Origin of the sequence: Pseudooceanicola sp. HF7 (genome assembly GCF_011806405.1) — a bacterium.
In the GTDB taxonomy this organism is placed as follows: Bacteria; Pseudomonadota; Alphaproteobacteria; order Rhodobacterales; family Rhodobacteraceae; genus Pseudooceanicola.
In genome coordinates, this window is the sequence record NZ_JAATOW010000050.1 from 1 (window position 1) to 25,843 (window position 25,843).

Here is a 25,843-nt window from a genome sequence, read left to right on the forward strand (position 1 = left end):
GCGGCCATGCGGCGGCGGCGGCTTTCATGCATGAGCGGCGCGGAAGAGGCCATGACCGGCAGGTGCAGCCCCCGCGCCAGCCCGGCCTGCGCGGCCAGCCGCACCCGGTCCTGCCCGTCGTATCCCGGGGTCAGCACCAGGTGCATCTGCCCGCCAAGGCGGCGCGTCAGCGCGCGCGCCCTGGGCAACCACTCGCCCGCGCCGCGTTGCCCCGAGCGCACCTGTGGCGGGTGCAGCAGAAGGTGGAGCCCCTCGACCGCGCCGGGGGCCAGAAGATCCTCAAGATGAAGCTCGCAATCGCCTTTCGGGGCCCGCTGCCGGCCCAGCGTCAGCAGCCGGCACAGGCGCCCCCAGGCCGCGCGGTCCCGTGGCAGGGCCGTCATGGACAGCCCGCACTGCAGCACAAGGCGCGCACCCGGAATCAGGCGCGGCGCGGAAAGCCCCGGCGGATCGGGCAGATGCGCAGGCTTCGGCGGCCCGATGGGCCCGTCCCTTTCCACCGCCCGCGCATGTTCCGCCGCCAGCCGCGCCATTTCCCGCGCCCGGGCATGGGCACGCACGATCCCGGCCACGGAGTTCACATCCGCGATCGCCAGCGCGCCCATCCCCAGCTCTGCCGCACGGCACATGTATTCCTCCGGATGGGAGGCCCCGGTGAGGAAGGTGAAATTGGACAGGACGCAAAGTTCGGACAACATGATGCCGTCCAGTATATTCACGTTTTGTTCTTTTTTGGAGTCCCCGTTTGTCACTGCTGTGACAGGGTCAGCGCCTCTTTGCCGCGCGGGGAAAAAGCATCCGGGCGGGCCCCCTGGCCCGCCCGGAAAAGACCCTTAGAAGGGGCTGTCAGGGTAGTAGAACTGCTCTGCGTTCTCTGCGGTGATCAGCACCGAACCGATGGTGAAGGTGCCGGACACCGGCGCGTTCGAGGTCAGGCCGACCGCGGTCAGCTCGATCGCCGTGGCGATCATCGACGGCGGATAGGTGACATCTGCGGGGATCATCTCGTCCCCGTCCATCACGCGTTGGATCATCTCCTTCATGCCGGCACCGCCAAGCACGAAGTCCACGTCATCGCGCCCGGCCGCGTCGATCGCCGCCAGCACGCCCACCGCCATGTCGTCATCCGAGGCCCAGACCGCATCGATCTGCTCATGCTTGGACAGGAAGTCCTGCATGACGTTGAAGCTGTCGTCGCGGTTCCAGTTGCCGTGCTCCATGTCGATGATCTCGATGCCCGAGCCCTCGATGGCGGACTGGAAGCCCTCGACACGCTCGTTGTCGATGGTGGTGGGGATGCCGCGCAGCACGACGATCTTGCCGCCCTCGGGCATCTGCGAGACCATGTATTCGCCCGAGACGCGCCCGAAGCCGGGGTTGTCACCTGCGACGTAGAGATCCTCGATCCCTTCCACCGACAGCCCGCGATCCACCACGGTGACCCAGGCGCCGCTTTCGGCAACGGCCTGCACCGGCGGCGTCAGCGGATCGGATTCGAAGGGCAGCACGACCAGCGCGTCGATGTTGCGCGTCGCCACCATGTCTTCGATATCATTGACCTGCTTGCCCGGATCGGAGGCCGTGGCGAGCACGAAGTCGAGACCGGGATAAACCTCCTCCAGGCGCTCCACGGTCTGCTGTGCGTGGAAGTTCATGCCACCGGCCCAGCCATGGGTCGCCGCGGGGATCGACACGCCGATCACCTTGGTCTCTCCATCCTGCGCGAGCGCCCCGCCTGCGCCAAGCGCAAGCACCGTGCATCCGGCCATCAGCGTCTTCATGTAAGACATTTCGTTTCCTCCCTTGGATTGGCGAAGGGCTATCCCTTCGCCTTGGCTTCCCGCTGCAAGATCACTGCGAGAATGATGATGACCCCCTGGATCGCGCCGTTGAGATAGGGCGAGACCAGGTCGGTCAGATTGAGAATGTTGTCGATCATGCTGAGGATCAGCACGCCGATCACCGTGCCCCAGACGCGGCCGAAGCCGCCCTTGAGGATGGTGCCGCCGATGATCACCGCCGCGATCGCCTCAAGCTCCCACAACACGCCGGTGGAGGCAGAGGCAGAGCCGAGGCGCGGCACGTACATGATCGTCGCCACGCCCACGAGCATGCCCAGCATGGCATAGGTCAGCAGCCGGGTGCGGTTCACGTTGACGTTGGAATAATGCGCCACGTTCTCATTCGAGCCGATGGCGGCGCAATGGCGCCCGAAGCGCGCGCGGCTCATCAGCACCTCACCGACGATGACGGTCAGCGCGAAGACGATGATCGGCCAGCTCACCCCGAAGATACCCCCGAAGTAGACGGGGCGGTAGAAGGTGCGCAGCCCGAAATCGAGGCTGAGCGTGCCGCCGTCCGCCAGCCAGGTCACCAGGCTGCGGTAGATACCCATGCTGCCAAGCGTGACGATGAAGGCCTCGATCCCCAGGGTGGTGATGAGGAAGCCATTCAACAGTCCCGCCGCGATCCCCGCGACCAGGGCCACGACCATTCCCAGCAGGATGATCGGTATCCCGACCCCCAGCACCGGCAGGGCGGCGTTCATCACCAGGATCATCAACCCGGCGATGAAGGCCGCCATGGAGCCGACCGAGAGGTCGAGCCCGCCAGCGGTGATCACGAAGGTCATGCCCACGGCGATGATGCCGATGAAGGCCGAGCGCGCCAGCACGTTGGTGATATTGGCCGCGCTCAGGAAGTTGGAGTTCAACGCCGTGCCCACCAGGATCAGCACCACAAGCGCGATCACCGGCCCCAGGACGCTCATCGAGGGGAGCGCCCTGCGTGGTTTGGCTGCCGCAGTTTCACTGCTCATCATGCTACCCTTTCCGTGCTGCCCGTGCCGACGCCCATGGCGTGCCGGACAATGATGTCTTCGGTGATCTGGTCGCCGGTCAGCACCTTGGCCAACCGGCCCGAGCGCATCACCATCACCCGGTCCGAGAGGCCGATCACCTCCTGCATCTCGGAAGAGATCACCACGATCCCATGGCCGTCCTCGGCGAGCTTGCGAAGGAAGGCGTAAATCTGTTGCTTGGTGCCGATGTCGATGCCGCGGGTCGGTTCATCGACAATCAGGATCATCGGTTCGGACTGCATCACCTTGGCCAGCAGCAGCTTCTGCTGGTTGCCACCCGAGAGGTTGCCGACGCGCATGGTCCTGGCCCCGGCGCGGATGTCGAACTCGTCGATGGCCTGGTCGAGCGCGCGCTCCTCTGCGGAAAAGTCGATCAGGACGCGGCCGTACTTGTGCAGCGCCTGAAGCGTCAGGTTCTCGCGCATGCCCTTGTCCAGCAGCAGCCCGCGCAGCTTGCGGTCCTCGGTCAGGTAGCACAGCCCATGGGCCAGCGCGTCGCCGGGCCGGGAGATGCTGACCGGGGTTCCGGCGATCTCGATCCGGGTGCTGGTGGCGGGGCGCAGGCCGCAGAGCCCCTCCATCGCCTCTGTCCGGCCCGAGCCGATGAGGCCGGCGATGCCAAGGATCTCTCCCCTGTGCAGCTCGAAGGAGATGTCGTTGGCGCGGTCCGGAACGCTCAGCCCCTCGACGCGCAGAAGCACCTCGCGCCCCGGCGCGGCCGCCGGCTTGTCAGGGTAAAGGTCAGAAACATCGCGGCCCACCATGGCGGTGGCCATCTGGTCCTCGGTGATGTCGCGGGCCGGGCCGTCGTGAACCAGCGTGCCGTCGCGCAGCACGGTCACCGTATCGGCGATCTCTGCCACCTCACCCAGCTTGTGCGAGGTAAAGAGGATCGCCGTGCCCGAGGCCTTGAGCGCGCGGACCTGCTCAAACAGGATGCGGGTTTCAGAGCCGGTCAGCACCGCTGTCGGTTCATCCATGATTAGCACCCGCGCGTCGCGGCTGAGCGCCTTTGCGATCTCTACCATCTGCTTGTCGGAGTTGGACAATTTCGACACCAGCGTGTCCGGGTCGATCTGGCAGTCGATCCGTGCGAGGTACTCGCGCGTCAGCCGCCGCATCTGCGCCTTGTCCAGCAGCAGGCCCTTGCGAAGCTCACGGCCGAGGAAGATGTTCTGTTCAACGGTCAGCTGTTCGGCCAGGTTGAATTCCTGGTGGATCATCACCACCCCGGCTTCTTCCCCGTCGTGCAGGGATCCGAAGGAGACCTCTTCCCCGTCCAGCAGGATACGCCCACCGCTGGGCGCCTCGATCCCGGCAAGGATCTTCATCGTGGTCGATTTGCCGGCGCCGTTCTCTCCGATCAGCGCCAGCACCTCGCCCGCCCGCAGGTCGAGCGTCACCCCGTGGAGAACCTCCACGGGGCCGAAGCTCTTGGTCACCTGCCGGAGCGCAAGGACGGAGGGCGTGGTCATAGCTTGGTCCACGCCGCGTTCTTGCCTGCAGAGGCGACGCAGGCACGGATGAAGGCCATGCCCTCAAGCCCGGCGCCGATCCCCGGCAGGACGCCCATCACCGCCTCGCGCGTCTGGCCACCCTGCACGGCGCGGATCGCCTCGGCCGCCTCGGTGTAGATCGTGGCGAAGCCCTCAAGGTAGCCCTCCGGATGGCCGGCCGGGATGCGGCTGACCGAGGTCGAGGCCTCGATGGCGCCGGGTCCGTTGCGTGTCAGGCGGCGCGTGGCGTCGCCATGGGGGGTGAACCACAGGTAGTTCGGATCTTCCTGCGCCCATTCCAGCCCGCCCTTTTCGCCGTAGAGGCGCAGGCGCAGGCCGTTTTCATTGCCCGGCGCGACCTGGCTGCACCAGAGCATGCCGCGCGCGCCACCCTCGTAGCGCAGCAGGATGTGGGCGTTGTCGTCCAGCTGGCGCCCCGCGCCGAAGCTTTGCAGATCCGCTGCCAGCTCTTGCCCGGTCAGTCCGGAGACGAAGCAGGCAAGGTTATAGGCATGGGTGCCGATATCCCCGATGGAGCCCCCTGCCCCGGAGCGTTCCGGGTCAGTGCGCCATTCGGCCTGTTTGACGCCTTCGGTCTCTGCCGCGTCGGTCAGCCAATCCTGGGGGTACTCCGCCTGAACGAGGCGGATCTTGCCAAGCGCGCCGTCGGCCACCATCTGCCGGGCCTGTCGGATCATCGGGTAGCCGGTGTAGTTATGGGTCAGGATGAAGAGCGCCTTGCTTTCGGCCACGGCCTTTTCCATCGCCTCGGCATCCTCGAAGGTCGCGGTCAGGGGCTTGTCGCAGATCACGTGGATGCCCCGCGACAGGAAGGCCTGTGCGGCGGGGAAATGCACGTGGTTCGGGGTGACGATGCTGACGGCCTCGATACCATCTTCGCGCGCCGCCTCGGCTTCTGCCATCTCCTCGAAGCTGCCGTAGGAGCGGGACGGGTCCAGCCCCAGGGCCTCGGCGCTGGCGCGCGCCTTTTCGGGGGTGGAGGAAAGCGCGCCCGCCACCAGGTCGAAATGCCCGTCGATGCGGCTTGCGATGCGGTGAACCCCGCCGATGAAGGCGTCGTTGCCGCCGCCGACCATGCCCAGTCTGATACGTGTCATGTCAGCCGATCCCCAGAAGTTTCTTGTTGGTTGCCTCGTCGATGTCGCCGCCCGCGAAGTCATCGAAGGCATGTGGCGTGACGCGGATGATGTGATCCTTGACGAATTGGGCGCCCTCGCGCGCGCCGTCCTCGGGGTGTTTCAGGGCGCATTCCCATTCGACCACGGCCCAGCCGTCGAAGTCGATCGCGGCCATCTTGGCGAAGATCGCGCTGAAATCGACCTGCCCGTCGCCCAGGCTGCGGAACCGCCCGGCGCGGTCCACCCAGGGCTGGTAACCGCCGTAGACGCCCTGCCGCCCGGTCGGGTTGAACTCCGCGTCCTTGACGTGGAACATCTTGATGCGTTCAGCATAGATGTCGATGTTGTCGAGGTAATCGAGGCACTGCAGCACGTAGTGCGACGGATCGTAGAGCATGTTGCAGCGCGCGTGCCCGTCGAGCTTTTCAAGGAACATCTCGAAGGTGACGCCGTCGTGCAGGTCTTCCATCGGGTGGATCTCATAGCAGACATCGACGCCGCAATCCTCGGCGTGATCCAGGATCGGACGCCAGCGGCGCGCCAGTTCATCGAAGCCCGTGTCCACCATGCCCTGGGGGCGCTGCGGGAAGGGGTAGATGAATGGCCAGCAGAGCCCACCGGAGAAGGTCACATGCTGCCCGATGCCAAGGTTCTTCGAGGCGGTGAGCGCCTTCTTGACCTGTTCGACGGCCCATTCGGTGCGCTCTTTCGGCTTGCCCTGCACCTCTGGCGCGGCAAAGCCGTCTACCCAGGCGTCGTAGGCGGGGTGCACGGCAACCAGCTGGCCCAGAACATGGGTCGACAGGTCCGTCACCTCAACGCCGTTGTCGCGTGCCTGGCCCGCCCATTCATCGCAATAGGTCTGCGAGGACGCCAGCTTGTCCAGATCGACCAGCCGCGCGTCCCAGACCGGGACCTGCACGCCCTTGTAGCCGCAATCCGCGGCCCACTTGGTGATGCCGTCCCAGGAATCGAACGGCGCGCTATCGCCGGCGAACTGCGCCAGAAACAGGCCTGGTCCCTTGATGGTCTTCATAGTCTCCCCCTTTTCACCGCCGACAAACGGCGGCCTCCAATGGTCATTCAGTTTGCCGGCTGCCCCGGGGGCGTCCCCCGCGACGACCGACGGTGTCAGCCCGCCGCCTCCAGCGCGTCGGCCTGCGCCTGTGGCAGGTTCTCACGCAGGAAGATGGTCGGAACGATCGGATCCGTGCGCACCAGCGCGCGCCGGTCCGCCAAAAGCTTCAGGTGCTCCACCACGCGGGCCACCTCTTCCTCGGGTCGCTGGTCGATGATCACGTCGATGCGCCCTTCCTCAAGGGCGCGGCGTGAATGCGGGACCAGCTCATGCAGGAAGACGTAGGGCCGTGTCGCCTGAGACGGCAGGGAATCGAGCAGCCGGACAAGGCCCGCGTTGCCCGCCCCGGCGCTGTAGATCGCGGTGATTTCCGGGTCGTCGGCCAGGGCATCACCGATGAGCTTCTGCACCAGCTCGTGGCGGTCGCGGCCCTCAAGCACCGGCGCGAAGTCGAAATCGCCGCCAAGCACCTCGCGCATGCCGGTGAGCCGTTCGGCGTGGTCGCGGGCAGAGAGCGCGCCGACCACCGGCAGCACCCGGCCCCGGCGCCCGCCATGGGCCATGCGGATCAGCCGGCCCACCGTGCGGCCCGCGACCACGTTGTCGATGCCGACATAGGCGTCGCGCTGCGATCCCGGCAGGTCCGAGACCAGGGTAACCACGGGGATTTCCCGTGCCCGAAGCGCGGCGATGCCGGCGGCTGTCTGTTCATCATCGCTGGCCACCAGCGCCACCCCGTCCAGGCGTTCCTCTGCCAGGGCGGTCATGCGTGTGGTCAGGGCCTTCGGATCAAAGGCCTCCACGCTTTCGATCAGCAGGCTGATGCGGTCGGCCAGCAGGCGCGCGGCGGCCTCGGCAAAGAGGACCTGCATGCGCTGGAAGAAGGCGTTGGACCCCGAGGGCAGGACAATTGCAAAGCGATAGAGGCGCTGCTGGGACAGGTTGGCGGCCGCCACGTTGCGGATGTAGCCCAGCCCCTTGATCGCGGCATGCACCTTGCGCGCCGCCTTCTCGGAGACGCCGGCGCGGCCGTTCACGACACGGTCCGCCGTCGCGTAGCTCACGCCAGCGCGACGGGCGACATCCGACAAAGTCGGTGGCCGTCTGTTCATTGCAGTCCTCCCTGCCCGCAGGCTTGCAGCGAAAACCCATGCCGTCAATTGAATTTTGATAGACGTCTATCAAAATCCGCGTCTCCCCACTGCCAGCCTGTGCCCTGCAAGGCCCGACTATCGGAAGCCTTCATTCCCAAAGTCTTCTCTGCTAACATTTCAAAAAATGACGTACGTACCTTCAAGGCGCGCCCGACCGGAGACGAACAAACCCGATGACTCGCCCGACAATTCACGATGTGGCCCGGGTTGCGGGCGTAAGCCTGTCGACCGTCGACAGGGTTCTGAACAGCCGCAACGGTGTGCGCGCCAAGACCCGCAGCCGCGTGATGGAGGCGATCGACAGCCTTGGATTCGAGCGTAACATCGCCGCCGCCAACCTATCGCGCAAGCGCCGCTACCGGCTGTGCTTCATCCTGCCGGACGGGCAGAACAGCTTCATGCGCACGCTGGAAAAGGATGTCGCGGAAGAGGCCGCAGCGGCCCTGCGCGACTCCACCGTGATCGAAACCCGCAAGGTCCCGGCCTTTGATGCGAATGCCCTGGCCGAGCTGCTGCGCAGCCTTGATCCGGAGGCCATCGACGGGGTCGCCATGGTGGCGACAGACGCCACCATCGTGCGCATCGCAGTGCGCGAGCTTCGCGCCCGTGGCGTGGCGGTCGTCACGCTGGTTTCGGACCTTCCCGGGCCAGAGAAGCAGGGCTTCGTGGGCATCGACAACGTCCAGGCAGGCCGCACCGCTGGCAGCCTTCTGGGCAGGTTTTGCAGGGGTCGCACGGGCCGAGTCGCGATGGTCAGCGGCTCCATGCTGCTGCGGGACCACGCCGAGAGGCGGCTGGGATTCGAGCAGGTCCTGCGCACGGAATTCCCCGAACAGGAGATCGCCGCGCCACTCGAAGGGTTGGACGACAAGGACCGCGTCCGGGACCAGCTGGCAGAGCGGCTTGCGGCGGATCCGGGCATCGTCGGCGTCTACAGCCTGGGCGCGGGCAACCGCGGCGTGGCCGAAGCGCTGGCCGGCCTGCCGCCCGGGCGTGAGGTTTCCGTTGTGGTGCACGAGCTGACCCGCTTTTCCCGCGAGGCGCTGCTTGACGGCAGCTTCGACGCCGTCCTGCACCAGAACAGCCGACGCGAGGTCCAGGGCGCCATCCAGCTTTTGCGCAGCCTGCTTGACGACCAGCCCCAACCCGCGCTCGACGAGCCCATAGGGGTAGAGATCTACATGCGAGACAACCTGCCGTAGAAATCCCGGTGACTGGCGGATTGCTCTGCGCCTTCTTTTGATGTACGTTAGTCAAATATCAAGAGTTCGCCGAGCCCGGGTGGAGGACCCGCGGCGAATCAATCCAGGGAGGAAACCATGAGACATACCGTTGCAATGACGGCACTTTTGGCTGGGCTGGCTTCGGCCGGGGCGGCCATGGCGCAGACCGAGATCAACGTGCTGCGCGTCACCGTGAACGATGAGCAAGAGGCCTATTACGAGCAGATCGCCGAGGCGTTCGAGGCCGAGCACGAGGGTGTCAACGTCACCTTCGAATACATCGCCAACGAGGCTTACAAGTCCAAGCTGCCGACGCTGCTGCAGTCCGACGCGCGCCCTGACATCTTCTACAGCTGGGGCGGCCAGACGCTGGTTGAACAGGCCGAGGCAGGCTTCCTGCAGCCGATCGACAGCATGCTGTCCGAAAGCTTCATCGAGACCATCCCTGAAGCCGGGCTGACCGCCTATTCGGTCGACGGCACGCTTTACGGTCTGCCGCTTTACGCCACCGAGGTCATCTTCTGGACCAACAAGGCGCTGACCGATCAGGCAGGCATCGACCTGGACGGGATCAAGAGCTGGGAGGATTTCCTGGGCGCGGTTCAGACGCTGAAGGACGCGGGCATCACCCCGATCGTCGTCGGCGGTCAGGACAAGTGGCCGGTCCACTTCTACTGGAGCTACCTGGCGCTGCGTGAAGGCGGCAAGGACATCATCTCTCAGGCGATGTCGGGCGAAGACGGCGGCTTTGAGAACGAGGCCTTTGTCGCCGCGGGCGAGGACTTCCAGGAGCTGGTCGCACTTGAACCCTTCCAGCCCGGCTACATGGGTACCACCTACGAGACCGCGAGCGGCATGTTCGCCGATGGCGCGGGCGCCTTCCACCTGATGGGCGACTGGGATTACCTGCCGATGCGCGAGCGCTCCTCCAGCGGCGAAGGCCTGCCGGACGACCAGCTGGCAATCGTCAACTTCCCGGCGATCTCCGATCCCGTGGCAGAGGGCGGCGAAGCGGCTACCCTGGGCGGCATCAACGGCTGGGCCGTGTCCAATTCGGCAGCGCCCGAGGCGGTCGAGTTCCTGGCCTATATGCTGAGCGCGGAGAACCAGCGCGAGGGTGCGCGCCAGCAGCTATTCATCCCCATCGTAAAAGGCACCGGCGACGCGCTGGAGAACCCCTTCTACGCCCAGGTTTCCAAAGATATCGAGGACAGTTCCTACCACCAGATCTTCCTCGACCAGTTCCTGGGAGCCTCGGTCGGCGCGACGGTCAACGACATCTCTGCTGACCTTGCCCAGGGTGCGATCACGCCCGAGGAGGCCGCAGCGCAGGTCCAGGAGGCCTGGAGCTTCCGCTGACGCCTGTCCCTTAAGCGCCGCGCGCTGCCCAAACCGGCGCGCGGCATCCCCATATTTCCCTTCCTGACATACCGGAGACTGGCATGGCCACTGCCGCCGCCAGCCGGAGATTGCCGGCGTCCGAACGCCTGCGCCGCAGCCTAGGAAACGGTCGCATCAGCGCCATCCTGATCCTGCTGCCTCCTGCGCTGATCCTCTTCACCCTCTTCGTGATCCTGCCGCTGGGCGAGTCCGGCTATTATTCGTTCTTCAACTGGAACGGCTACGGCGCTCCCAGCGATTTCGTCGGACTGGAAAACTACCAGCGGATCGCCGGGCATTCGGTCTTCCACAAGGCGGTCGGCAACACGGTGAAGATCGTCGCGATCTCCCTGCTGATCCAGATGCCGCTGGCGCTGCTGCTGGCGCTGATGATCTTCCGCAAGACGCCGACGAACGCTGTGTTCCGGCTGATCTTTTTCCTGCCCTATATCCTGGCAGAGGTGGCCGCGGGCCTGATCTGGAGCTTCGTCTTCGACGGCAACTACGGCGTCACCGCCACCATCGCGCAATCCATGGGCGTGGACAGTTTCTTCATCCTGGCCGACCGGGACTGGGCCTTTGTCGCGGTGATGACCGTGATCGTCTGGAAGTACTTCGGCTTTCACATGATGATCTACATCGCCGCCCTTCAATCGGTCCCCGAAGACCTGATCGAGGCCGGCCGGATCGAGGGCGCCAAGCGGTTGCAGATCGTGCGCTACGTACAGATCCCGCACATCAAGCCGGCGATCATCGTCAGCGCCTTCTTCGCCATCATCGGCGCGCTGCAGGTCTTTGACGTGATTATCCCGCTGACCAATGGCGGCCCGTCGAACCAGACCCATACCATCGTCACCTACCTCTACACCTTCGGCCTGACCCGCCTGAACATCGGCTTCGGCAGCGCCGTCGGGGTGATCCTTTTCGTCGCGGCGATCACCGTCGCCGTCTTCTACCAGCGCTTCTTCATGAAAGGCGACAAGGCATGACCCGCGGCCATCTGCTTCGCAACATCCTCCGTGTCGCCTTCCTGTGCCTGGTGGCCAGCTTCGTGCTGGCCCCGATGGTGGCGACGGTGCTGGGCGGCTTCAAGTCCAACGCCGAGATCCGCACCAACGCCCTGGCCCTGCCGGAAAGCTGGAACTGGGAGTTCTACGGCTCTATCGTCGCGGACCCGGCTTTCTGGCGCTACCTGGGCAACTCGATGCTGATCTCCTCGGTCGCGGTGGTGCTGACGCTGATCGTCGGCGCGGCGGCGGCCTATGTCTTTGCGCAGATCAAGTTCTTCGGCTCAAGGATGCTGTTTTCCTACCTGCTGCTGGGGCTGATGTTCCCCTTCGCCACGGCGATCCTGCCGCTCTTCATCAAGGTGCGTGACGTGGGGCTGCTGGACACCTGGTGGGCGGTGATCCTGCCGCAAACCGCCTTCTCTCTCTCGCTGGCGATCCTGCTCTTCCGCACCTTCTTCGAACAGCTCCCCAAAGAGCTTTTCGAGGCCGCCTATATCGACGGCTGCGGCTACGTGCGCTTCTTCTGGCGATTCACCCTGCCGCTCTCTGCGCCGATCCTGGCCACGGTGGGGGTCTTCGTCTTCGTGCAGAGCTGGAACAACTTCCTGCTGCCGCTGGTGGTCCTGAACTCACGTGAGGTCTTCACCTGGCCGCTTGGCATGATGCAGTTCCGCGGAGAATACGTCACCGAATGGAACCGGACCCTGGCCTTCGTGACCCTCACGCTGGTGCCCGCCATCGTCTTCTTCCTCGCCGCGCAGAAATACATCGTCGCGGGCCTGACCGGCGGCGCCGTCAAAGGATGACTTCAATGAGTGAAATCCGGAATCCGATCCTTCCCGGCTTCAACCCGGACCCGTCGATCGTGCGGGTGGGTGACGATTACTACATCGCCACCTCCACCTTCGAATGGTTCCCCGGCGTGCAGATCCACCACTCGCGCGATCTGCGCAACTGGCAGCTGGTCAAGCGCCCGCTGGAGCGCGCGGCCCAGCTGGACATGCGCGGCGATCCCGACTCCGGCGGGATCTGGGCGCCCTGCCTGACCTATGCCGATGGCCTGTTCTGGCTGATCTACACGGACGTGAAGCGCCGTGACGGGGCCTGGAAGGACAGCCACAACTACCTGGTCACCGCGCCTTCGGTCGAGGGGCCCTGGTCCGATCCGGTCTACCTCAATTCCTCCGGCTTCGACCCTTCGCTTTTCCATGACGAGGATGGGCGCAAGTGGCTGCTCAACATGATCTGGGACCACAACCAGACCGGCGGCGACCGCTTCGACGGGATCGTCTGCCAGGAGTACTCGGTAGAGGAACAGCGCCTGATCGGCCCGGTGCACAACATCTACCGCGGCACGGACCACAAGCTGACGGAAGGCCCGCATATCTACCGCCGCGATGGCTGGTACTACCTGCTGACCGCCGAGGGCGGCACCGGCTACGACCACGCCGCGACCATGGCGCGCTCGCGCGATCTGCTGGGTCCCTATGAGACCGATCCGGCCAAGCACCTGTTGACCTCAAAGGACGCGCCCGAGGCCTACCTGCAACGCGCAGGCCACGCCGATATCGTCGAGACCCAGGACGGGGAGCACTACCTCGTCCACCTCTGCTCCCGTCCGCTGGACGAGACCCGGACCATCGAGACCGGGCGGGCGAAGGGAATTCACGCCGATGACGTGCGCCGATCTCCTCTTGGGCGTGAGACCGCGATCCAGAAGCTGGTCTGGCCGGCGGGAGAATTCCCACGCCTGGCCCATGGCGGCTGCGTGCCCGCCGCCACCGTCGAGGCTCCGGACCTGCCCGAGCACAGGTTCGATCCAGAGCCCGTCCGCATGACCTTCGCCCCCGGCGCCCTGCCCCAGCCTCTGCAATGGCTGCGCAGCCCCGAGCCCGACCGCCTGTTCTCTCTCGACGAACGCCCCGGCGCGTTGCGCCTCTTCGGGCGTGAGGCCCCGGGCTCGCAGTTCGATCACGCGCTGGTGGCGCGGCGGCAGACCGACCTGGCCTATGCCGCCGAGACGGAAATCGACGTGGCCCCCGGCGACTACCAACAGTTCGCCGGCCTGATCTCCTGGTACGGGCGGTTCAAGTTCCACTACCTCGCCGTCACCGCCAATGCCGAGGGCAACCGGCTGCTGACGGTCTACAGCTGTGCCGCCGACTGGCCCGAGGCGCAGGTGAGCTATCCGATCACCCCGATCCCCCTGCCCGCCACGGGCACGGTGCGGCTTGGCGTGGATGTCGACGGTGCCAGCCTGCGCTTCCGCTATGCGACCGGCGAAGACGGCGCCTGGCAGGATCTTGGCATCACCCTCGATCAATCCGCGATCTCGGACGAGGCGGGCAACGGGCCCGGCAACAACTTCACCGGCGCCTTCGTCGGGATCTGCGCCCATGACACCTCTGGCCGCGGTCGCCCCGCAGATTTCCTGCACTTCACCTACGAGCCCCGGACATGAAATACGCAAGGACCCGCACCCATGGCTGAAGTCCGCCTCAACCACATCACCAAGAAATTCGGTCCGCTGACCGTCATTCCCGACATCACGCTGACGGTGCCCGAAGGCTCTTTCACCGTGCTTGTCGGCCCCTCCGGCTGCGGCAAGTCCACGTTGCTGCGCATCATCTCCGGCCTGACCATGCCGACCGACGGCGAGGTGATCATCGGCGGTGAGGACGTGACCTTTGCCGAACCCTCGGACCGGGGCATCTCCATGGTGTTCCAGAGTTACGCGCTTTATCCGCACATGACCGTGGCGCAGAACATCGACTTCGGGCTGCGGCTGGCCAAGACCCCCGCCGCCGAGCGCGAGGCGCGGGTGGCAGAGGCGGCGCGCATCCTCGCACTTGAGGACTACCTTGACCGCAAGCCCGCCCAGCTCTCCGGCGGGCAGCGCCAGCGCGTCGCCATCGGGCGGTCGATCGTGCGCAAGCCCAAGGTCTTCCTGTTCGATGAGCCGCTGTCGAACCTGGACGCCGCTTTGCGCGGGCAGATGCGGGTGGAGCTGGCGCAACTGCACCAGTCGCTGGATGCGACGATGATCTACGTCACCCACGACCAGGTGGAGGCGATGACCCTGGCCGATCAGATCGTGGTGATGAACCGCGGCCAGATCGAACAGGTCGGCGCCCCGATGGAGCTTTACGACCGACCGGCGACCGAGTTCGTCGCGGCCTTCATCGGTTCGCCCAAGATGAACCTGCTGCCCGGCAGGGCCATCGGGCGGCACGACGTGAAGACCGTGGGCATCCGCCCCGAGCATCTGCGCACCGACCAGGCCTCTGGCGACTGGCCCGCCACCGCCAAGGTGGTGGAGACGCTGGGCGCCGATACGGTCGTCTATGCCGATGCGGGCGAGCTGGGCGAGATCACCGTGCGCCTGCCTGGCAAGATGCGCCTTACCCCGGGAGAGCAACTGTTCCTCAGCCCCGAGCGCGAGAACCTGCACCTCTTCGATCATGACGGAAACCGGATGGAGGACCCATTTTGAAACCCTTGGGAGTAGGCGTCGTCGGCTGCGGCGTCATCAGCGAAATCTACCTGACCAATGCCGCGCTTTTTCCCCAGATCGACCTGCGCGCGGTGGCGGACCTGAACCCCGAGGCCGCCCGCGCCAAGGGAGAGGCCCATGGCGTGCCCGCGATGAGCCCGGCGGAACTGATGGCGCGCGACGACGTCGACATCGTCCTCAACCTCACCATCCCGGCGGCCCACGTTGACGTGGGGCTGGCGGCGCTGGAGGCAGGCAAGCACGTCTATTCCGAAAAGCCGCTGGCCGGCAGCACTGCGGAGGCGCGGCGCCTGCTGGAGGCCGCAGAGGCGCGGGGCCTGCGCATCGGCTGCGCCCCCGACACCTTCCTGGGGGGCGCCCATCAATCGGCCCGCGCGCTGCTGGATGCTGGTCGGATCGGCACGCCGACCGCCGGGACGGCCACGCTGATGATGCCCGGGCACGAGCGCTGGCACCCGAACCCCGATTTCTACTACGCAGGTCCTGGTGCCGGGCCGCTCTTCGACATGGGGCCCTATTACATCACTGCCATGGTGGCGCAGCTTGGCCCCGTGCGCCGGGTCACCGCCCTGGCGGCAAAGGGCCGCGACAGCCGCGTGATCGCCACCGGCCCGCGCGCTGGCCAGTCGGTGCCGGTCGAGACCCCCACGCACATCACCGGCGTGCTGGAATTCGCCAGTGGCCCGCTGGTGCAGATCGTCACCAGCTTCGACGTGAAGGCACATGGCCATGCGCCGCTTGAGCTTTACGGCACCGAGGGGACCCTGGTCATTCCCGACCCGAACCGCTTCGACGGGACCGTGCGGCTTTACGGCGCGGACTGGCAGGACCAGCCCACCACCCACGCCCATGGAGATGGCAATTACCGCGGGCTCGGCCTGGCCGAGATGGCCACGGCGATACAGGCGGGCCGGCCGCACCGGGCCAGCGGCGCGCTGGCGCTGCACGCGCTCGAGGTGATCGAGACTCTTCTGGCCTCGGCCGAAAGCGGCCGGGCTATCCCCCTGGAAACCACCTGTGAACGCCCGGCGGCCATGCCAGCGGGCGGCAGTACCGGAGACATCAGCGCAGCGGAGGCCGCATGACCAAGAAAGCACTCATCTTCTGGGGCGGATGGGAGGGCCACGAGCCCGAAGCCTGTTCCAAGGTCGTCGAGGACATGCTGCGGGCCGAAGGCTTCGACACCCGCCGCGAAGAGGGCACGGCAGTTCTGGGCGAAGACGGCCTTGGCCAATACGACCTGATCGTGCCGGTGATGACCCAGGCCCAGGTCGGCAAGGATGAGCTGGCCAACCTTTTGGCCGCCATTGAGGCGGGTACCGGGCTTGGCGGGTTCCACGGCGGCATGGGCGACACCTTCCGCGCGGACCCGGCTTACCAGTTCATGGTGGGCGGGCAATGGGTGGCCCACCCCGGCAATATCCTGGACTACCGGATCGAGATTACCCGCCCCGAGGACCCGCTGGTCGAAGGCATTGGCGATTTCGATTACCGCTCAGAGCAATATTACCTGCATGTCGATCCCGGCATCGAGGTCCTGGCAACCACGACCTTCTCGGGCGAGCACGCCCCCTGGACCAAGGGCACCGTCATGCCGGTGGTCTGGAAGCACCGTTACGGCCAGGCGCGGGTGTTCTACTCGGCCCTCGGCCATGTCGCCTCGGAATTCGAGGTGCCCCAGATGAAGGAAATCCTGCGCCGCGGCCTGCTCTGGGCGGCGCGCTGATCCACGGGCGGCGCTTACGCCTGCCCTCCCCCAACTCCCCGGCCTTCTCCCATCGGGGCGGAGGCGAAGAAAGGATCGTACATGTCTGACTTTTTCGGTGATCTCAAACCGCTGCAATTCGACCCCGAAGGCGAAGGCCCCTGCTTCCGCCACTACAATCCCGACGAGATCGTCATGGGCAAGCGCATGGAGGACCACCTGCGCTTCGCGGTGGCCTATTGGCACAGCTTCGCCTTCGAGGGCGGCGATCCCTTCGGCGGACGCACCTTCGATCGGCCCTGGTTCGGAGAGGACATGGACGCCGCGCGCCGCAAGGCCGACGTGGCCTTCGAGATGTTCGACCTGCTGAACGTGCCCTTCTTCTGCTTCCACGATGCCGACATTCGCCCCGAGGGCGCGAGCTTCACCGAGAGCCTACGCAACTTCGAAGAGATCATCGACATCTTCGAGCGCAAGATGGAGACCTCCAAGACCCGCCTTCTCTGGGGCACGGCGAACCTGTTCAGCAACCGCCGCTTCATGGCCGGTGCCGCCACCAACCCCGATCCGGATGTCTTTGCCTGGTCGGCGGCGACGGTGAAGGCCTGCATGGATGCCACGCACCGGCTAAAAGGCGCGAACTACGTGCTCTGGGGCGGTCGTGAGGGCTATGAGACGCTGCTCAATACCGACATGGGCCGCGAGCGCGAGCACGCCGGGCGCTTCCTCTGCATGGTGGTGGAGTACGCCAAGAAGATCGGCTTCGACGGCACCATCCTGATCGAACCGAAGCCGCAGGAACCCACCAAGCACCAGTACGATTACGACGTGGCCACGATCTACGGCTTCCTCAAGGACTTCGGGCTTGAGAAGGAAGTGAAGGTGAACATCGAGCAGGGCCACGCCATCCTCGCGGGCCACAGCTTCGAGCATGAGCTGGCGCTGGCCCGCGAGCTTGGCGTGCTGGGCTCCATCGACATGAACCGGAACGACTATCAGTCGGGCTGGGACACCGACCAGTTCCCCAACAACGTGCCCGAGACCGCGCTGGCCTACTACGAAGTGCTGCGCGCCGGCGGCTTCAGCACCGGCGGCACCAACTTCGACGCCCGCCTGCGCCGTCAGTCGCTGGACCCCGAGGATCTGATCATCGGCCACGCCGGGGCCATGGATATCTGCGCACGCGGCTTCAAGGCGGCGGCGAAGATGCTTGAGGACGAAGCGCTGGAAGCCCCGCGCCGCGAACGCTACGCCGGCTGGGACAAGCCGGAGTCGCAGGCGATGCTGTCGAGCGACCTTGCCAGTATCTCTGAGCGCGTGATCGCGGAAGGCATCGACCCGCAGCCGCGCTCGGGCCGTCAGGAGTACCTGGAAGACATCGTCAACCGCTACGTCTGACACGCGGGGTATCGCCCACCAGGAAAGAACAACGGCGCGCCCCGAAGACGGGCGCGCCGATTTTGACTCCGGGATTTGAGCGGCGCCAGGGCGCCCCGCCTCAGGTCTATGGCAGCAGCTTGCCGGGGTTCATGATGCCCGCCGGGTCCAGCGCGGCCTTGATCGCCCGCATGGCCGCCAGCGCGCCGGGATCCTTGCGCCGCGCCATGGTCTTGAGCTTCAGCGTGCCGATGCCGTGTTCCGCAGAGAACGCGCCGTTCAGCTCCTGCACCACGCCTTCGATCGCCTCCACGATCCGATCCTTGTCAGCCGGATCCTTGCTGGAGGGGAAGACCGTGTAATGCACGTTGCCGTCCCCCAGGTGCGCCACCACGGAGGTCTCGGCCTTAGGATCCATCCGGGCCAGCAGCGCATCCGCGCGCTCCAGGAAATCCGTCACCCGGTCGATGGGCACGGCCACGTCCATGATCGACATGGGATGGCGTTGCGCGGCGATCTCGCTGGCGGCTTCGCGAATCGACCAGAGCTCTGCCCGCTGGCTGCCGGTCTGGGCGATCACCGCGTCAGAGACCTCTCCGGCCTCAAGCATCTCTCCCAGCACCTCTTCCAGGTAGGCCACGATGGGTACCACTCCGTCCGGCCCTGGTTCGCAATCGCGCGGGCTGAGCGCGCCGATCTCGATCAGGATATTAACCGGGTAGCGGCCGTCGAAGGGGCGGCGCCCCTCGGGATGCAGGCCCAGGTAATCCTCGATGAAGCTGTCCGGCATGTATTCAAAAGCCTCCACCGCGCCGCCGGTGGCCAGTTGCACGCGGTTGAGCAGGCCAAGCGCGGGGGCCAGGCTGTCCATGCCCAGCATCGCGGTGGCATAGGCACCGGGCTTGGGCCGCAGGCGCAGCACGGCGGCGGTGATGATCCCCAGCGTGCCTTCGGAGCCGATCAGAAGGTGGCGCAGGTCGTAGCCGGAGTTGTTCTTGTGCAGGTCCTGAAGCAGGTTCACCACCTCGCCTGTCGGCAGCACGGCCTCGATCCCCAGCACCAGGTCGCGGGTATTGCCGTAGCGCAGCACGTTTGAGCCCCCCGCGTTGGTCGCAAGGCAGCCCCCGATCATCGCGGAGCCCCGCGCGCCGAACATCAGCGGGAAGATCAGGTCATGCTCTTCCACGGCCTCGTGCAGGCGGGACAGGATCACCCCGGCCTCGACCACGGCAGAGCGCGCGCCGGGGCGGATTTCCCGGATGCGGTTCATCCGCTCAAGCGACACGACAAGCGCGCCTTCGCCCTGCCCGCCCCCGGCAAGCCCGGTGCGACCCGCGAGAGGGATCACAGGTGTGCCTGTCTCATTGGCCAGTTTGACCACCGCGGCGACCTCCTGGGTGGAGGCGGGACGGACCACGGCCAGCGGCTGGGCGAAATAGGCATGCCCCCAATCCCATCCATAGGCCTCGGCATCCTTTCCGGTAAGCACATGGGCCGCCCCGAGCAGTGCGGTGAGACGTTCGATCATGGTCATTCCCTTTCCAGCAACCTGGCCCCCAAGGCCGCGCCGCGCCTGTCTAAAGGCTGCCGCAAGGAGAGGAAAGGCAATCCCGGGAAAGGACCATTTTTCTGCTTGACCTCAAAATCCAGTCGGCCTAATCAGCGCCACGGTTTGGCGGAGTAGCTCAGTTGGTTAGAGCAGCGGAATCATAATCCGCGTGTCGGGGGTTCAAGTCCCTCCTCCGCTACCAAACCTTCCCCACATCAAGATCCGATCCTGTGACAGAATGCGCGTGACGCGCAGGCTTGGCTGGGTCTGCGTCCCCTAGAGACTTGGCTTTGGCTTGCGGATCGAATGCCCGTAGGCCTTGCGGAAGGCCTTGCTGAGCGCCGGCGCGTTGGAATAGCCGGAGCGCAGGGCGATCTCTCGCAGGCCAAGCTGGGTGTTCTCTGCCATCTCGCGCGCATGGACCAGACGGACGTGTCGGTAATACTGGCCCGGCGACATGCCCAGTTCCGCCTTGAACAGCCGGCTCAACGTGCGCGGCGACATGTGGGCGCGTTCCGACAGCGCCTCCAGCGACAGCGGGTTTTCGATCGTTTCCACCATGATGGAGATGATGGCATCCATGCGATCGCGGCCGGGCACGGTCAGCGCCGTGGGCATCCGGGGCGCGCCCGGCTCCTTATCCCTGTCGGGACCGGCGTCATGCATGAACATGGACGAGGTCATGAAGGCCTTCGCGGCACCGAATTCCTCCGCGATGAAGGCCAGCACCAGCTCAAGCGCGGTGGAGGCGCCTCCGCAGGTCCATATCCGCCCCTCGCGGATGTAGCGATCCGGGCTGACGCGGACATGGGGGAAGGTCTCGGCAAATTCGTTCAGCACGGACCAGTGGAGCGTGGCGCGCTGGTTGTCCAACAGGCCCGTCGCCGCCAGCGTCCAGGCCCCGGCGTCCGCCCCGATCACGTATCGGCTCTGGCGAACCAGGGAGACGACCAGGCGCTGGTTCTCCGGCGTGGGGTGCTGGCGGTAGCCATTGCTGGAGATGATCACCAGCAGGTCAGACCCCTCTATCTGCGCGCGTTCGACCGTTGGAGTCAGCTGTAATCCGGAAGAACTGGCCACCGGCGCATCATCGGCACTGATGACCCGCCAGGTGATGTCGTCCTGATACAGGTCATGCACCATGCGCAGGGGTTCCAGCAGGCAGGACAGGACCAGATTTGAAAAGCCGTCAAACAGCAAGAATGTGACATTCATGGCCAATATTGTCATTGATGGATAATAATTTGGCAAGCGTGGATAAGACTTGGCCAGGGGCCTCCCCTATGTTTGCCTCCATCCAACCCGTCAAGTCTTCGCGACAGTGCCTCAGGCGCGTTGCAGGACGATCGGACGTCCCGGAGAACGGCCTGCCCTGACGGGGGCGGGCATATCGCAAGCGACAGGTCTTGCATTGTCCGGGATCAGCGCATGGCCGCTGCCTGCGCGCCAGGATGCCCAAGGGGTGTCTGACGTCCGATTCCCGATAGCACGTAAGGCCCCGCGCAGGGCATCGATCTGCGCAGGAAAATTCGGTGTTCCATGGCGGCCTGCCGGGCCGCGCCCGCCTTGAGCGGGGCACCCAGATCAAGAAGAGCTCGCTTGCGGCCGGTTTCGGCGGCAGCGACCGCACAGGAGTATTCATGCCTCTGACAATGAACAGGGACGTCTTCATCACTTGCGCCGTGACCGGATCGGGCGGCACGCAGGACCGCTCTCCGCATGTGCCGCGCTCGCCAGAGGCAATCGCCGCCAGCGCGATCGATGCCGCAAAGGCCGGTGCCGCGATTGTTCACTGTCATGTCCGCGATCCCGAAAGCGGCGCACCGTCGCGCCTGCCCGCGCTTTATCGCGAGGTGACGGAGCGGATCCGCGATGCCGAGGTCGACGTGGTGCTGAACCTGACCGCCGGGATGGGCGGTGACATCACCTTTGGTTCGACCGAGGCGCCGCTGCCGGTCAACGCCTCCGGCACGGACATGGTGGGCGCGGCCGAACGGGTGGCCCATATCGCGGAATGCCTGCCTGAGATCTGCACGCTGGATTGCGGCACGATGAACTTCGCCGAGGCCGACTACGTCATGACCAACACGCCCGGCATGCTGCGGGCCATGGGCCAGATGATGACCGACCTTGGCGTGAAGCCAGAAATCGAGGCCTTCGACACCGGCCACCTCTGGTTCGCCAAGCAGCTGGTAAAGGAGGGCATCCTGACCTCTCCCGCGCTGGTTCAGCTTTGCATGGGCGTGCCCTGGGGCGCGCCGAATGACCTCAATACCTTCATGGCCATGGTCAACAACGTGCCGGAGGACTGGCACTGGTCGGCCTTCAGCCTGGGCCGGGACCAGATGCCCTATGCGGCGGCGGCCATGCTGGCGGGCGGCAACATCCGCGTCGGGCTTGAGGACAACCTGTTCCTGTCCAAGGGCGTGCTGGCCACCAATGCACAACTGGTCGAAAAGGCCGTTACCGTGGCCGAGACCCTGGGCGCCAATGTCGTCGGCCCCGAAGCCGTGCGCGAAAAGCTGGGCCTGGTGAAACGGGCTCCGAAGGTGTCCGCATGATGGCGAAGGCACCACGGGTCGCGATCATCGGTGGCGGAGTGATCGGCGGCGGCTGGGCCGCGCGCTTCCTGCTGAACGGCTCCGATGTCGCGGTCTTCGACCCAGACCCGGAGGCCAAGCGCAAGATCAACGAGGTCATCGCCAATGCCCGCCGCGCCCTGCCCGCAATCTACGACAAGCCGCTGCCCGCCGAAGGGAAGCTGACCTTCTGCGACAGCCTGGAAGAGGCCGTGAGCGATGCGGACTACGTGCAGGAAAGCGTGCCCGAACGGCTGGACCTCAAGCACAAGATCCACGCCGCCATCAGTGAAGCCGCCCCTGCGGAAGCGGTCATCGGCTCCTCCACATCGGGCTTCAAACCGTCAGAGCTGAACGAAAAGGGCGCCCGGGCCCTCGTCGCGCATCCCTTCAACCCGGTCTACCTGCTGCCGCTGGTGGAACTGGTTGGCGATGCCGACGCCTGCGCGAAAGCCGCCGATCTGCTGCGCGCCGTGGGGATGTATCCCCTGACCGTGAAGAAGGAGATCGACGCCCATATCGCGGACCGCCTCCTGGAAGCGATCTGGCGCGAAAGCCTCTGGCTGGTGAAGGACGGCGTGGCCAGCACCGAGGATATCGACGAGGCGATCCGCATGGGCTTCGGCCTGCGGTTTGCCCAGATGGGCCTGTTCGAGACCTACCGGATCGCCGGGGGCGAAGCGGGCATGAAGCACTTCATGGCCCAGTTCGGTCCGGCGCTGTCCTGGCCCTGGACCAAGCTGATGGACGTGCCGGAGTTCAACGATGAGCTGGTCGATCTGATCGCCGGCCAGTCCGATGACCAGTCCGGCGCCCATTCGATCCGCGAGCTCGAGCGGATGCGCGATGACAACCTTGTCGGCATCCTGCGCGCGCTCAAGGTCAGCGACAGCGGCGCGGGCCGGGTGGTCGCCAACCACGAGGCCGGGCTTGCTGTCAGCGGTGAAAAAGAGGGCCTGCCAGTCACGCTGGATCGCCAGGTGCCGCCCTCCTGGACCGATTACAACGGCCACATGAACGAGACCTTCTATCTTGAGGCGGGCTCCAAGGCGACGGACGGGTTCATGGAGCTGATCGGAGCGGACAGCGCCTATATCGCCGGGGGCCTCAGCTACTTCACGGTGGAAAGCCATGTGTGTTATCTTGACGAGGTGCACGAGGGTGACCGCCTGAGTGCCACCAGCCAGCTGCTGTCGGGCAAGGGCAAGAAGATGCACCTGTTCCACCGCCTCTACCGGGGTGACGGTACCCTGGCCGCAACGGTGGAAACGCTGCTGCTGCACATGGACCTGAAGGCGCGGCGCAGCTGCCCGCCCGAAGGTGAGGTCGCCCGCAAGCTGGCCGACTTCGAAGCGGCCCATGCGGGCCACCCTGCCGACGGCGCCGGCCGTTTTGTCGGCGAACGTCCCGGCGATCGTTAACGGAGGCCGGTCAAAGGAATAACCAGAGGCTCGCTGCAATGAACACGATCCGCGCTACATGAGAGGCTCACGAGCCGCCTCGCAAGCGGAGCACCCCTAAACAAGACGGAAAAAACATGACCCAGATCCTGAAGTCCCTTGCCGCAAGCACCCGTAAAGCGGGCCTGTCCCGGCGCGAATTCATGACGCGTGCTTCGGCCGTCGGTATCGGCGCAGTCGCAGCCAGTTCGCTTTACGGCCGCATGGCGATGGCCCAGGAGCCGGTCAAGGGCGGCACGCTGCGCATGGGCCTTGGCGGCGGTTCCTCCACCACCTCGCTGGATCCGGCGCTGGCGGCAAGCCAGGTGCCCTTCCACATCATCCGCACCTTCGGGGAACAGCTGATCGAGGTGAACGCCGACGGCTCGCTGAACCCGCGCCTGGCCGAAAGCTTCGAGGCCTCCGAGGACGCAATGACCTGGCGCTTCAACATCCGTGAGGGCGTCACCTTCCATGATGGTCAGCCCCTGACACCCGAGGACGTGCGCCAGACCCTGCTGCGCCACTCGGACGAGGATTCCCAGTCCGGCGCGCTTGGCATCATGCGCGGCATCTCCGACATCCAGGTCGATGGCAATGCGGTGGTCATCACCGTGGACACCCCCACCGCCGACCTGCCCTACCTGCTGTCGGACTTCCACCTGGTCATCCAGCCGGGCGGCGGGCGCGAAGATCCCACCGCCGGCGTCGGCACCGGCGCCTACCGCATCGTGGCGGCGGAACCGGGCGTGCGCTACAGCTTCGAGAAATTCGAGGACTACTGGGACGAAAGCCGCGGCCACTTCGACACCATCGAGATGACGATCATCAACGATGCCACGGCCCGCAACGCCGCCCTGCAATCCGGCCAGGTCGACCTGGTCAACCAGGTGGCCCCCCGCGTCGCCACACTGCTGGACCGCGCGCCCAACATCACCGTGGACCACGTCGCCGGCCGCGGTCACTACGTCTTCATCATGCAGTGCGACCAAGCCCCCTTCGACAACAAGGACCTGCGCAACGCGCTGAAATACGCAATCAACCGCGAGGAAATGGTCGACAAGATCCTGCGCGGCTACGGCTCGGTCGGCAACGATTTCCCGATCAACGAGACCTACCCGCTGTTTGACGAGACCATCGAGCAGCGCAGCTACGATCCCGAGAAGGCCGCGGAGCTCTACAAAGCCTCCGGCCATGACGGCAGCCCGATCATCCTGCGCGTCGCCGAAACCGCCTTCCCCGGGGCCGTGGATGCCGCGCAGCTCTTCCAGCAAAGCGCGCAGGCCGCGGGCATCCCGCTGGAAATCAAGCGCGAGCCCGATGATGGCTACTGGTCCGACGTCTGGAACAAGGCACCTTTCTGCGCCTCTTACTGGGACGGCCGCCCGGTACAGGACCAGATGTACACCACCGCCTATCTCTCCACCGCGGACTGGAACGACACCAACTTCGACAACGCCGAGTTCGACGAGCTGCTGATCGCCGCCAAGGGCGAGCTGGACCAGGAAACGCGCAAGGAACAGTACAGCCAGATGGCGCAGATCCTGCGCGAAGAAGGCGGCCTGATCTGCCCGATGTTCAACGAGTTCGTCCAGGCCTACAGCACCGATGTGCAGGGCTGGGAAGAAAACGGCGTCTTCGAGCTGATGAATGGCCTGGCCCCGGTCAAGTGCTGGAAGGCCTGAGGCGCCCATGAACGCCGCAATCCTCAAGCTTGTGGCCCAACGCATTGCGTTGGGCCTCATGCTGATCTTCCTCGTGTCGATCCTTATCTTCGCGGGCACCCAGATGCTGCCGGGCGACGTGGCACAGGCCATCCTTGGCCAGTCCGCCACGCCCGAGGCCCTGGCCAACCTGCGCGCAGAGCTTGGTCTGAACGCGCCGGTGCACGAACGCTACCTCAGCTGGCTGGCCGGACTTCTGCACGGCGATCTGGGCACCTCGCTCAGCAACGGTCAGGACATCGGGAACGCCATTGCCGGGCGCCTGTCGAACACGCTGTTCCTGGCCGGTTGCGCCGCGCTGATTTCTGTCCCTCTGGCGATCATCCTGGGCCTCGTGTCGGTGCTTTACCGCAACCGCTGGCCGGACAAGCTGATCTCCACGGTTACGCTCGCCTCGATCTCGGTGCCCGAGTTCATGCTGAGCTACATCCTGATCTTCTACCTTGGCGTCCAACTGGGTTGGGCCCCGTCGGTCGCGATGATCAATCCGGGCATGCCCTTCCTTGACCGGCTGCACACCATCGCCCTGCCCGTCGCGGTGCTGGTGCTGGTGGTCCTGGCGCACATGATGCGCATGACCCGCGCCGCCCTGAGATCGGAAGACGTCGTGTAGGGA

General features: G+C 65.6%; 20 protein-coding genes, 1 tRNA gene and 2 pseudogenes. 14 read left to right on the forward strand and 9 right to left on the reverse strand.

Annotated features, from left to right (window positions below; translation table 11 throughout):
* From HCZ97_RS19045 to HCZ97_RS19075, 7 genes and pseudogenes are all read right to left on the reverse strand, one after another.
* Window positions 1-719: pseudogene (locus tag HCZ97_RS19045) on the reverse strand (error-prone DNA polymerase); the annotation flags it as partial.
* A 114-nt stretch (window positions 720-833) separates the two neighbouring features.
* Window positions 834-1,781: an ABC transporter substrate-binding protein gene (locus HCZ97_RS19050; protein WP_175581786.1), complete on the reverse strand. Its 948-nt coding sequence runs from the start codon at window positions 1,779-1,781 to the stop codon at window positions 834-836.
* Between the two features lie 38 nt (window positions 1,782-1,819).
* A complete protein-coding gene (locus HCZ97_RS19055) occupies window positions 1,820-2,770 on the reverse strand; it encodes an ABC transporter permease (RefSeq protein WP_254871613.1) in 951 nt (316 codons plus the stop codon).
* A gap of 47 nt (window positions 2,771-2,817) precedes the next feature.
* Complete coding sequence (locus HCZ97_RS19060) at window positions 2,818-4,335, reverse strand: sugar ABC transporter ATP-binding protein (protein WP_167690699.1); 1,518 nt, start codon at window positions 4,333-4,335, stop codon at window positions 2,818-2,820.
* Window positions 4,332-5,474 carry a Gfo/Idh/MocA family protein gene (locus HCZ97_RS19065; protein ID WP_217701827.1) on the reverse strand — a complete coding sequence of 381 codons (1,143 nt, stop codon included), beginning with the start codon at window positions 5,472-5,474 and terminating at the stop codon, window positions 4,332-4,334. Before HCZ97_RS19065 ends, HCZ97_RS19060 begins: the two co-directional genes overlap by 4 nt.
* Before the next feature lies 1 nt (window position 5,475).
* On the reverse strand, window positions 5,476-6,531 hold the full coding sequence (locus HCZ97_RS19070; protein ID WP_167690700.1) for a sugar phosphate isomerase/epimerase: 1,056 nt from the start codon (window positions 6,529-6,531) through the stop codon (window positions 5,476-5,478).
* A gap of 95 nt (window positions 6,532-6,626) precedes the next feature.
* Window positions 6,627-7,685 carry a LacI family DNA-binding transcriptional regulator gene (locus tag HCZ97_RS19075; protein WP_167690701.1) on the reverse strand — a complete coding sequence of 353 codons (1,059 nt, stop codon included), beginning with the start codon at window positions 7,683-7,685 and terminating at the stop codon, window positions 6,627-6,629.
* A gap of 215 nt (window positions 7,686-7,900) precedes the next feature.
* Here HCZ97_RS19075 and HCZ97_RS19080 point away from each other — a divergent pair, with 215 nt between their 5' ends.
* The 9 genes from HCZ97_RS19080 (at window position 7,901) to xylA (ending at window position 17,957) form a co-directional block, all read left to right on the forward strand.
* Window positions 7,901-8,929 (forward strand): LacI family DNA-binding transcriptional regulator, encoded by a 1,029-nt coding sequence (locus HCZ97_RS19080; RefSeq protein ID WP_167690702.1) that lies wholly within the window; start codon window positions 7,901-7,903, stop codon window positions 8,927-8,929.
* A 117-nt stretch (window positions 8,930-9,046) separates the two neighbouring features.
* Complete coding sequence (locus HCZ97_RS19085; protein ID WP_167690703.1) at window positions 9,047-10,309, forward strand: ABC transporter substrate-binding protein; 1,263 nt, start codon at window positions 9,047-9,049, stop codon at window positions 10,307-10,309.
* 83 nt (window positions 10,310-10,392) lie between these two features.
* Window positions 10,393-11,319: a carbohydrate ABC transporter permease gene (locus HCZ97_RS19090; RefSeq protein ID WP_167690704.1), complete on the forward strand. Its 927-nt coding sequence runs from the start codon at window positions 10,393-10,395 to the stop codon at window positions 11,317-11,319.
* On the forward strand, window positions 11,316-12,146 hold the full coding sequence (locus HCZ97_RS19095) for a carbohydrate ABC transporter permease (RefSeq protein WP_167690705.1): 831 nt from the start codon (window positions 11,316-11,318) through the stop codon (window positions 12,144-12,146). The genes HCZ97_RS19090 and HCZ97_RS19095 overlap by 4 nt, the downstream gene beginning before the upstream one ends.
* A 5-nt stretch (window positions 12,147-12,151) precedes the next feature.
* Window positions 12,152-13,801: a glycoside hydrolase family 43 protein gene (locus HCZ97_RS19100; RefSeq protein WP_167690706.1), complete on the forward strand. Its 1,650-nt coding sequence runs from the start codon at window positions 12,152-12,154 to the stop codon at window positions 13,799-13,801.
* A gap of 21 nt (window positions 13,802-13,822) precedes the next feature.
* Window positions 13,823-14,833, forward strand: a complete 1,011-nt coding sequence (locus HCZ97_RS19105; RefSeq protein ID WP_167690707.1) for an ABC transporter ATP-binding protein — start codon at window positions 13,823-13,825, stop codon at window positions 14,831-14,833.
* Complete coding sequence (locus HCZ97_RS19110; RefSeq protein ID WP_167690708.1) at window positions 14,830-15,939, forward strand: Gfo/Idh/MocA family protein; 1,110 nt, start codon at window positions 14,830-14,832, stop codon at window positions 15,937-15,939. The genes HCZ97_RS19105 and HCZ97_RS19110 overlap by 4 nt, the downstream gene beginning before the upstream one ends.
* The gene (locus HCZ97_RS19115) at window positions 15,936-16,580 is read left to right on the forward strand and encodes a ThuA domain-containing protein (RefSeq protein WP_167690709.1); all 645 of its coding nucleotides are present in this window, start codon (window positions 15,936-15,938) and stop codon (window positions 16,578-16,580) included. Before HCZ97_RS19110 ends, HCZ97_RS19115 begins: the two co-directional genes overlap by 4 nt.
* 81 nt (window positions 16,581-16,661) lie before the next feature.
* Entirely contained in the window at window positions 16,662-17,957 is a 1,296-nt protein-coding gene (gene xylA, locus HCZ97_RS19120) for a xylose isomerase (protein ID WP_167690710.1), read from the forward strand.
* 106 nt (window positions 17,958-18,063) lie between these two features.
* Here xylA and HCZ97_RS19125 read toward each other — a convergent pair whose 3' ends face one another.
* Complete coding sequence (locus HCZ97_RS19125; protein WP_167690711.1) at window positions 18,064-19,464, reverse strand: FAD-binding oxidoreductase; 1,401 nt, start codon at window positions 19,462-19,464, stop codon at window positions 18,064-18,066.
* Window positions 19,465-19,610: 146 nt separating this feature from the next.
* Between HCZ97_RS19125 and HCZ97_RS19130 the strand changes: the two genes are divergently transcribed.
* Window positions 19,611-19,687, forward strand: a tRNA-Met gene (locus HCZ97_RS19130).
* 74 nt (window positions 19,688-19,761) lie between these two features.
* Here the strand turns inward: HCZ97_RS19130 and HCZ97_RS19135 are convergent.
* Window positions 19,762-20,700, reverse strand: a complete 939-nt coding sequence (locus HCZ97_RS19135) for a GlxA family transcriptional regulator (protein WP_167690712.1) — start codon at window positions 20,698-20,700, stop codon at window positions 19,762-19,764.
* 425 nt (window positions 20,701-21,125) lie between these two features.
* Between HCZ97_RS19135 and HCZ97_RS19140 the strand changes: the two genes are divergently transcribed.
* The 4 genes and pseudogenes from HCZ97_RS19140 to HCZ97_RS19155 form a co-directional block, all read left to right on the forward strand.
* Complete coding sequence (locus tag HCZ97_RS19140; protein ID WP_167690713.1) at window positions 21,126-22,046, forward strand: 3-keto-5-aminohexanoate cleavage protein; 921 nt, start codon at window positions 21,126-21,128, stop codon at window positions 22,044-22,046.
* Entirely contained in the window at window positions 22,046-23,485 is a 1,440-nt protein-coding gene (locus HCZ97_RS19145; protein ID WP_167690714.1) for a carnitine 3-dehydrogenase, read from the forward strand. The genes HCZ97_RS19140 and HCZ97_RS19145 overlap by 1 nt, the downstream gene beginning before the upstream one ends.
* 116 nt (window positions 23,486-23,601) lie before the next feature.
* Window positions 23,602-25,188: an ABC transporter substrate-binding protein gene (locus HCZ97_RS19150; protein WP_167690715.1), complete on the forward strand. Its 1,587-nt coding sequence runs from the start codon at window positions 23,602-23,604 to the stop codon at window positions 25,186-25,188.
* A gap of 7 nt (window positions 25,189-25,195) precedes the next feature.
* Window positions 25,196-25,819: pseudogene (locus tag HCZ97_RS19155) on the forward strand (ABC transporter permease); the annotation flags it as partial.
* Between the last annotated feature and the right edge of the window lie 24 nt (window positions 25,820-25,843).

What these genes read in the sequence shown, in the direction of transcription:
- HCZ97_RS19095 (WP_167690705.1), top strand. Translation starts at nt 11,316, where the DNA reads ATGACCCGCGGCCATCTGCTTCGCAACATCCTCCGTGTCGCCTTCCTG.
- HCZ97_RS19075 (WP_167690701.1), bottom strand. Translation starts at nt 7,685, where the DNA reads ATGAACAGACGGCCACCGACTTTGTCGGATGTCGCCCGTCGCGCTGGC.
- HCZ97_RS19100 (WP_167690706.1), top strand. Translation starts at nt 12,152, where the DNA reads ATGAGTGAAATCCGGAATCCGATCCTTCCCGGCTTCAACCCGGACCCG.
- HCZ97_RS19080 (WP_167690702.1), top strand. Translation starts at nt 7,901, where the DNA reads ATGACTCGCCCGACAATTCACGATGTGGCCCGGGTTGCGGGCGTAAGC.
- xylA (WP_167690710.1), top strand. Translation starts at nt 16,662, where the DNA reads ATGTCTGACTTTTTCGGTGATCTCAAACCGCTGCAATTCGACCCCGAA.
- HCZ97_RS19065 (WP_217701827.1), bottom strand. Translation starts at nt 5,474, where the DNA reads ATGACACGTATCAGACTGGGCATGGTCGGCGGCGGCAACGACGCCTTC.
- HCZ97_RS19090 (WP_167690704.1), top strand. Translation starts at nt 10,393, where the DNA reads ATGGCCACTGCCGCCGCCAGCCGGAGATTGCCGGCGTCCGAACGCCTG.
- HCZ97_RS19145 (WP_167690714.1), top strand. Translation starts at nt 22,046, where the DNA reads ATGGCGAAGGCACCACGGGTCGCGATCATCGGTGGCGGAGTGATCGGC.
- HCZ97_RS19125 (WP_167690711.1), bottom strand. Translation starts at nt 19,464, where the DNA reads ATGATCGAACGTCTCACCGCACTGCTCGGGGCGGCCCATGTGCTTACC.
- HCZ97_RS19060 (WP_167690699.1), bottom strand. Translation starts at nt 4,335, where the DNA reads ATGACCACGCCCTCCGTCCTTGCGCTCCGGCAGGTGACCAAGAGCTTC.
- HCZ97_RS19085 (WP_167690703.1), top strand. Translation starts at nt 9,047, where the DNA reads ATGAGACATACCGTTGCAATGACGGCACTTTTGGCTGGGCTGGCTTCG.
- HCZ97_RS19150 (WP_167690715.1), top strand. Translation starts at nt 23,602, where the DNA reads ATGACCCAGATCCTGAAGTCCCTTGCCGCAAGCACCCGTAAAGCGGGC.
- HCZ97_RS19140 (WP_167690713.1), top strand. Translation starts at nt 21,126, where the DNA reads ATGCCTCTGACAATGAACAGGGACGTCTTCATCACTTGCGCCGTGACC.
- HCZ97_RS19055 (WP_254871613.1), bottom strand. Translation starts at nt 2,770, where the DNA reads ATGAGCGTCCTGGGGCCGGTGATCGCGCTTGTGGTGCTGATCCTGGTG.
- HCZ97_RS19115 (WP_167690709.1), top strand. Translation starts at nt 15,936, where the DNA reads ATGACCAAGAAAGCACTCATCTTCTGGGGCGGATGGGAGGGCCACGAG.
- HCZ97_RS19050 (WP_175581786.1), bottom strand. Translation starts at nt 1,781, where the DNA reads ATGAAGACGCTGATGGCCGGATGCACGGTGCTTGCGCTTGGCGCAGGC.
- HCZ97_RS19135 (WP_167690712.1), bottom strand. Translation starts at nt 20,700, where the DNA reads ATGAATGTCACATTCTTGCTGTTTGACGGCTTTTCAAATCTGGTCCTG.
- HCZ97_RS19105 (WP_167690707.1), top strand. Translation starts at nt 13,823, where the DNA reads ATGGCTGAAGTCCGCCTCAACCACATCACCAAGAAATTCGGTCCGCTG.
- HCZ97_RS19070 (WP_167690700.1), bottom strand. Translation starts at nt 6,531, where the DNA reads ATGAAGACCATCAAGGGACCAGGCCTGTTTCTGGCGCAGTTCGCCGGC.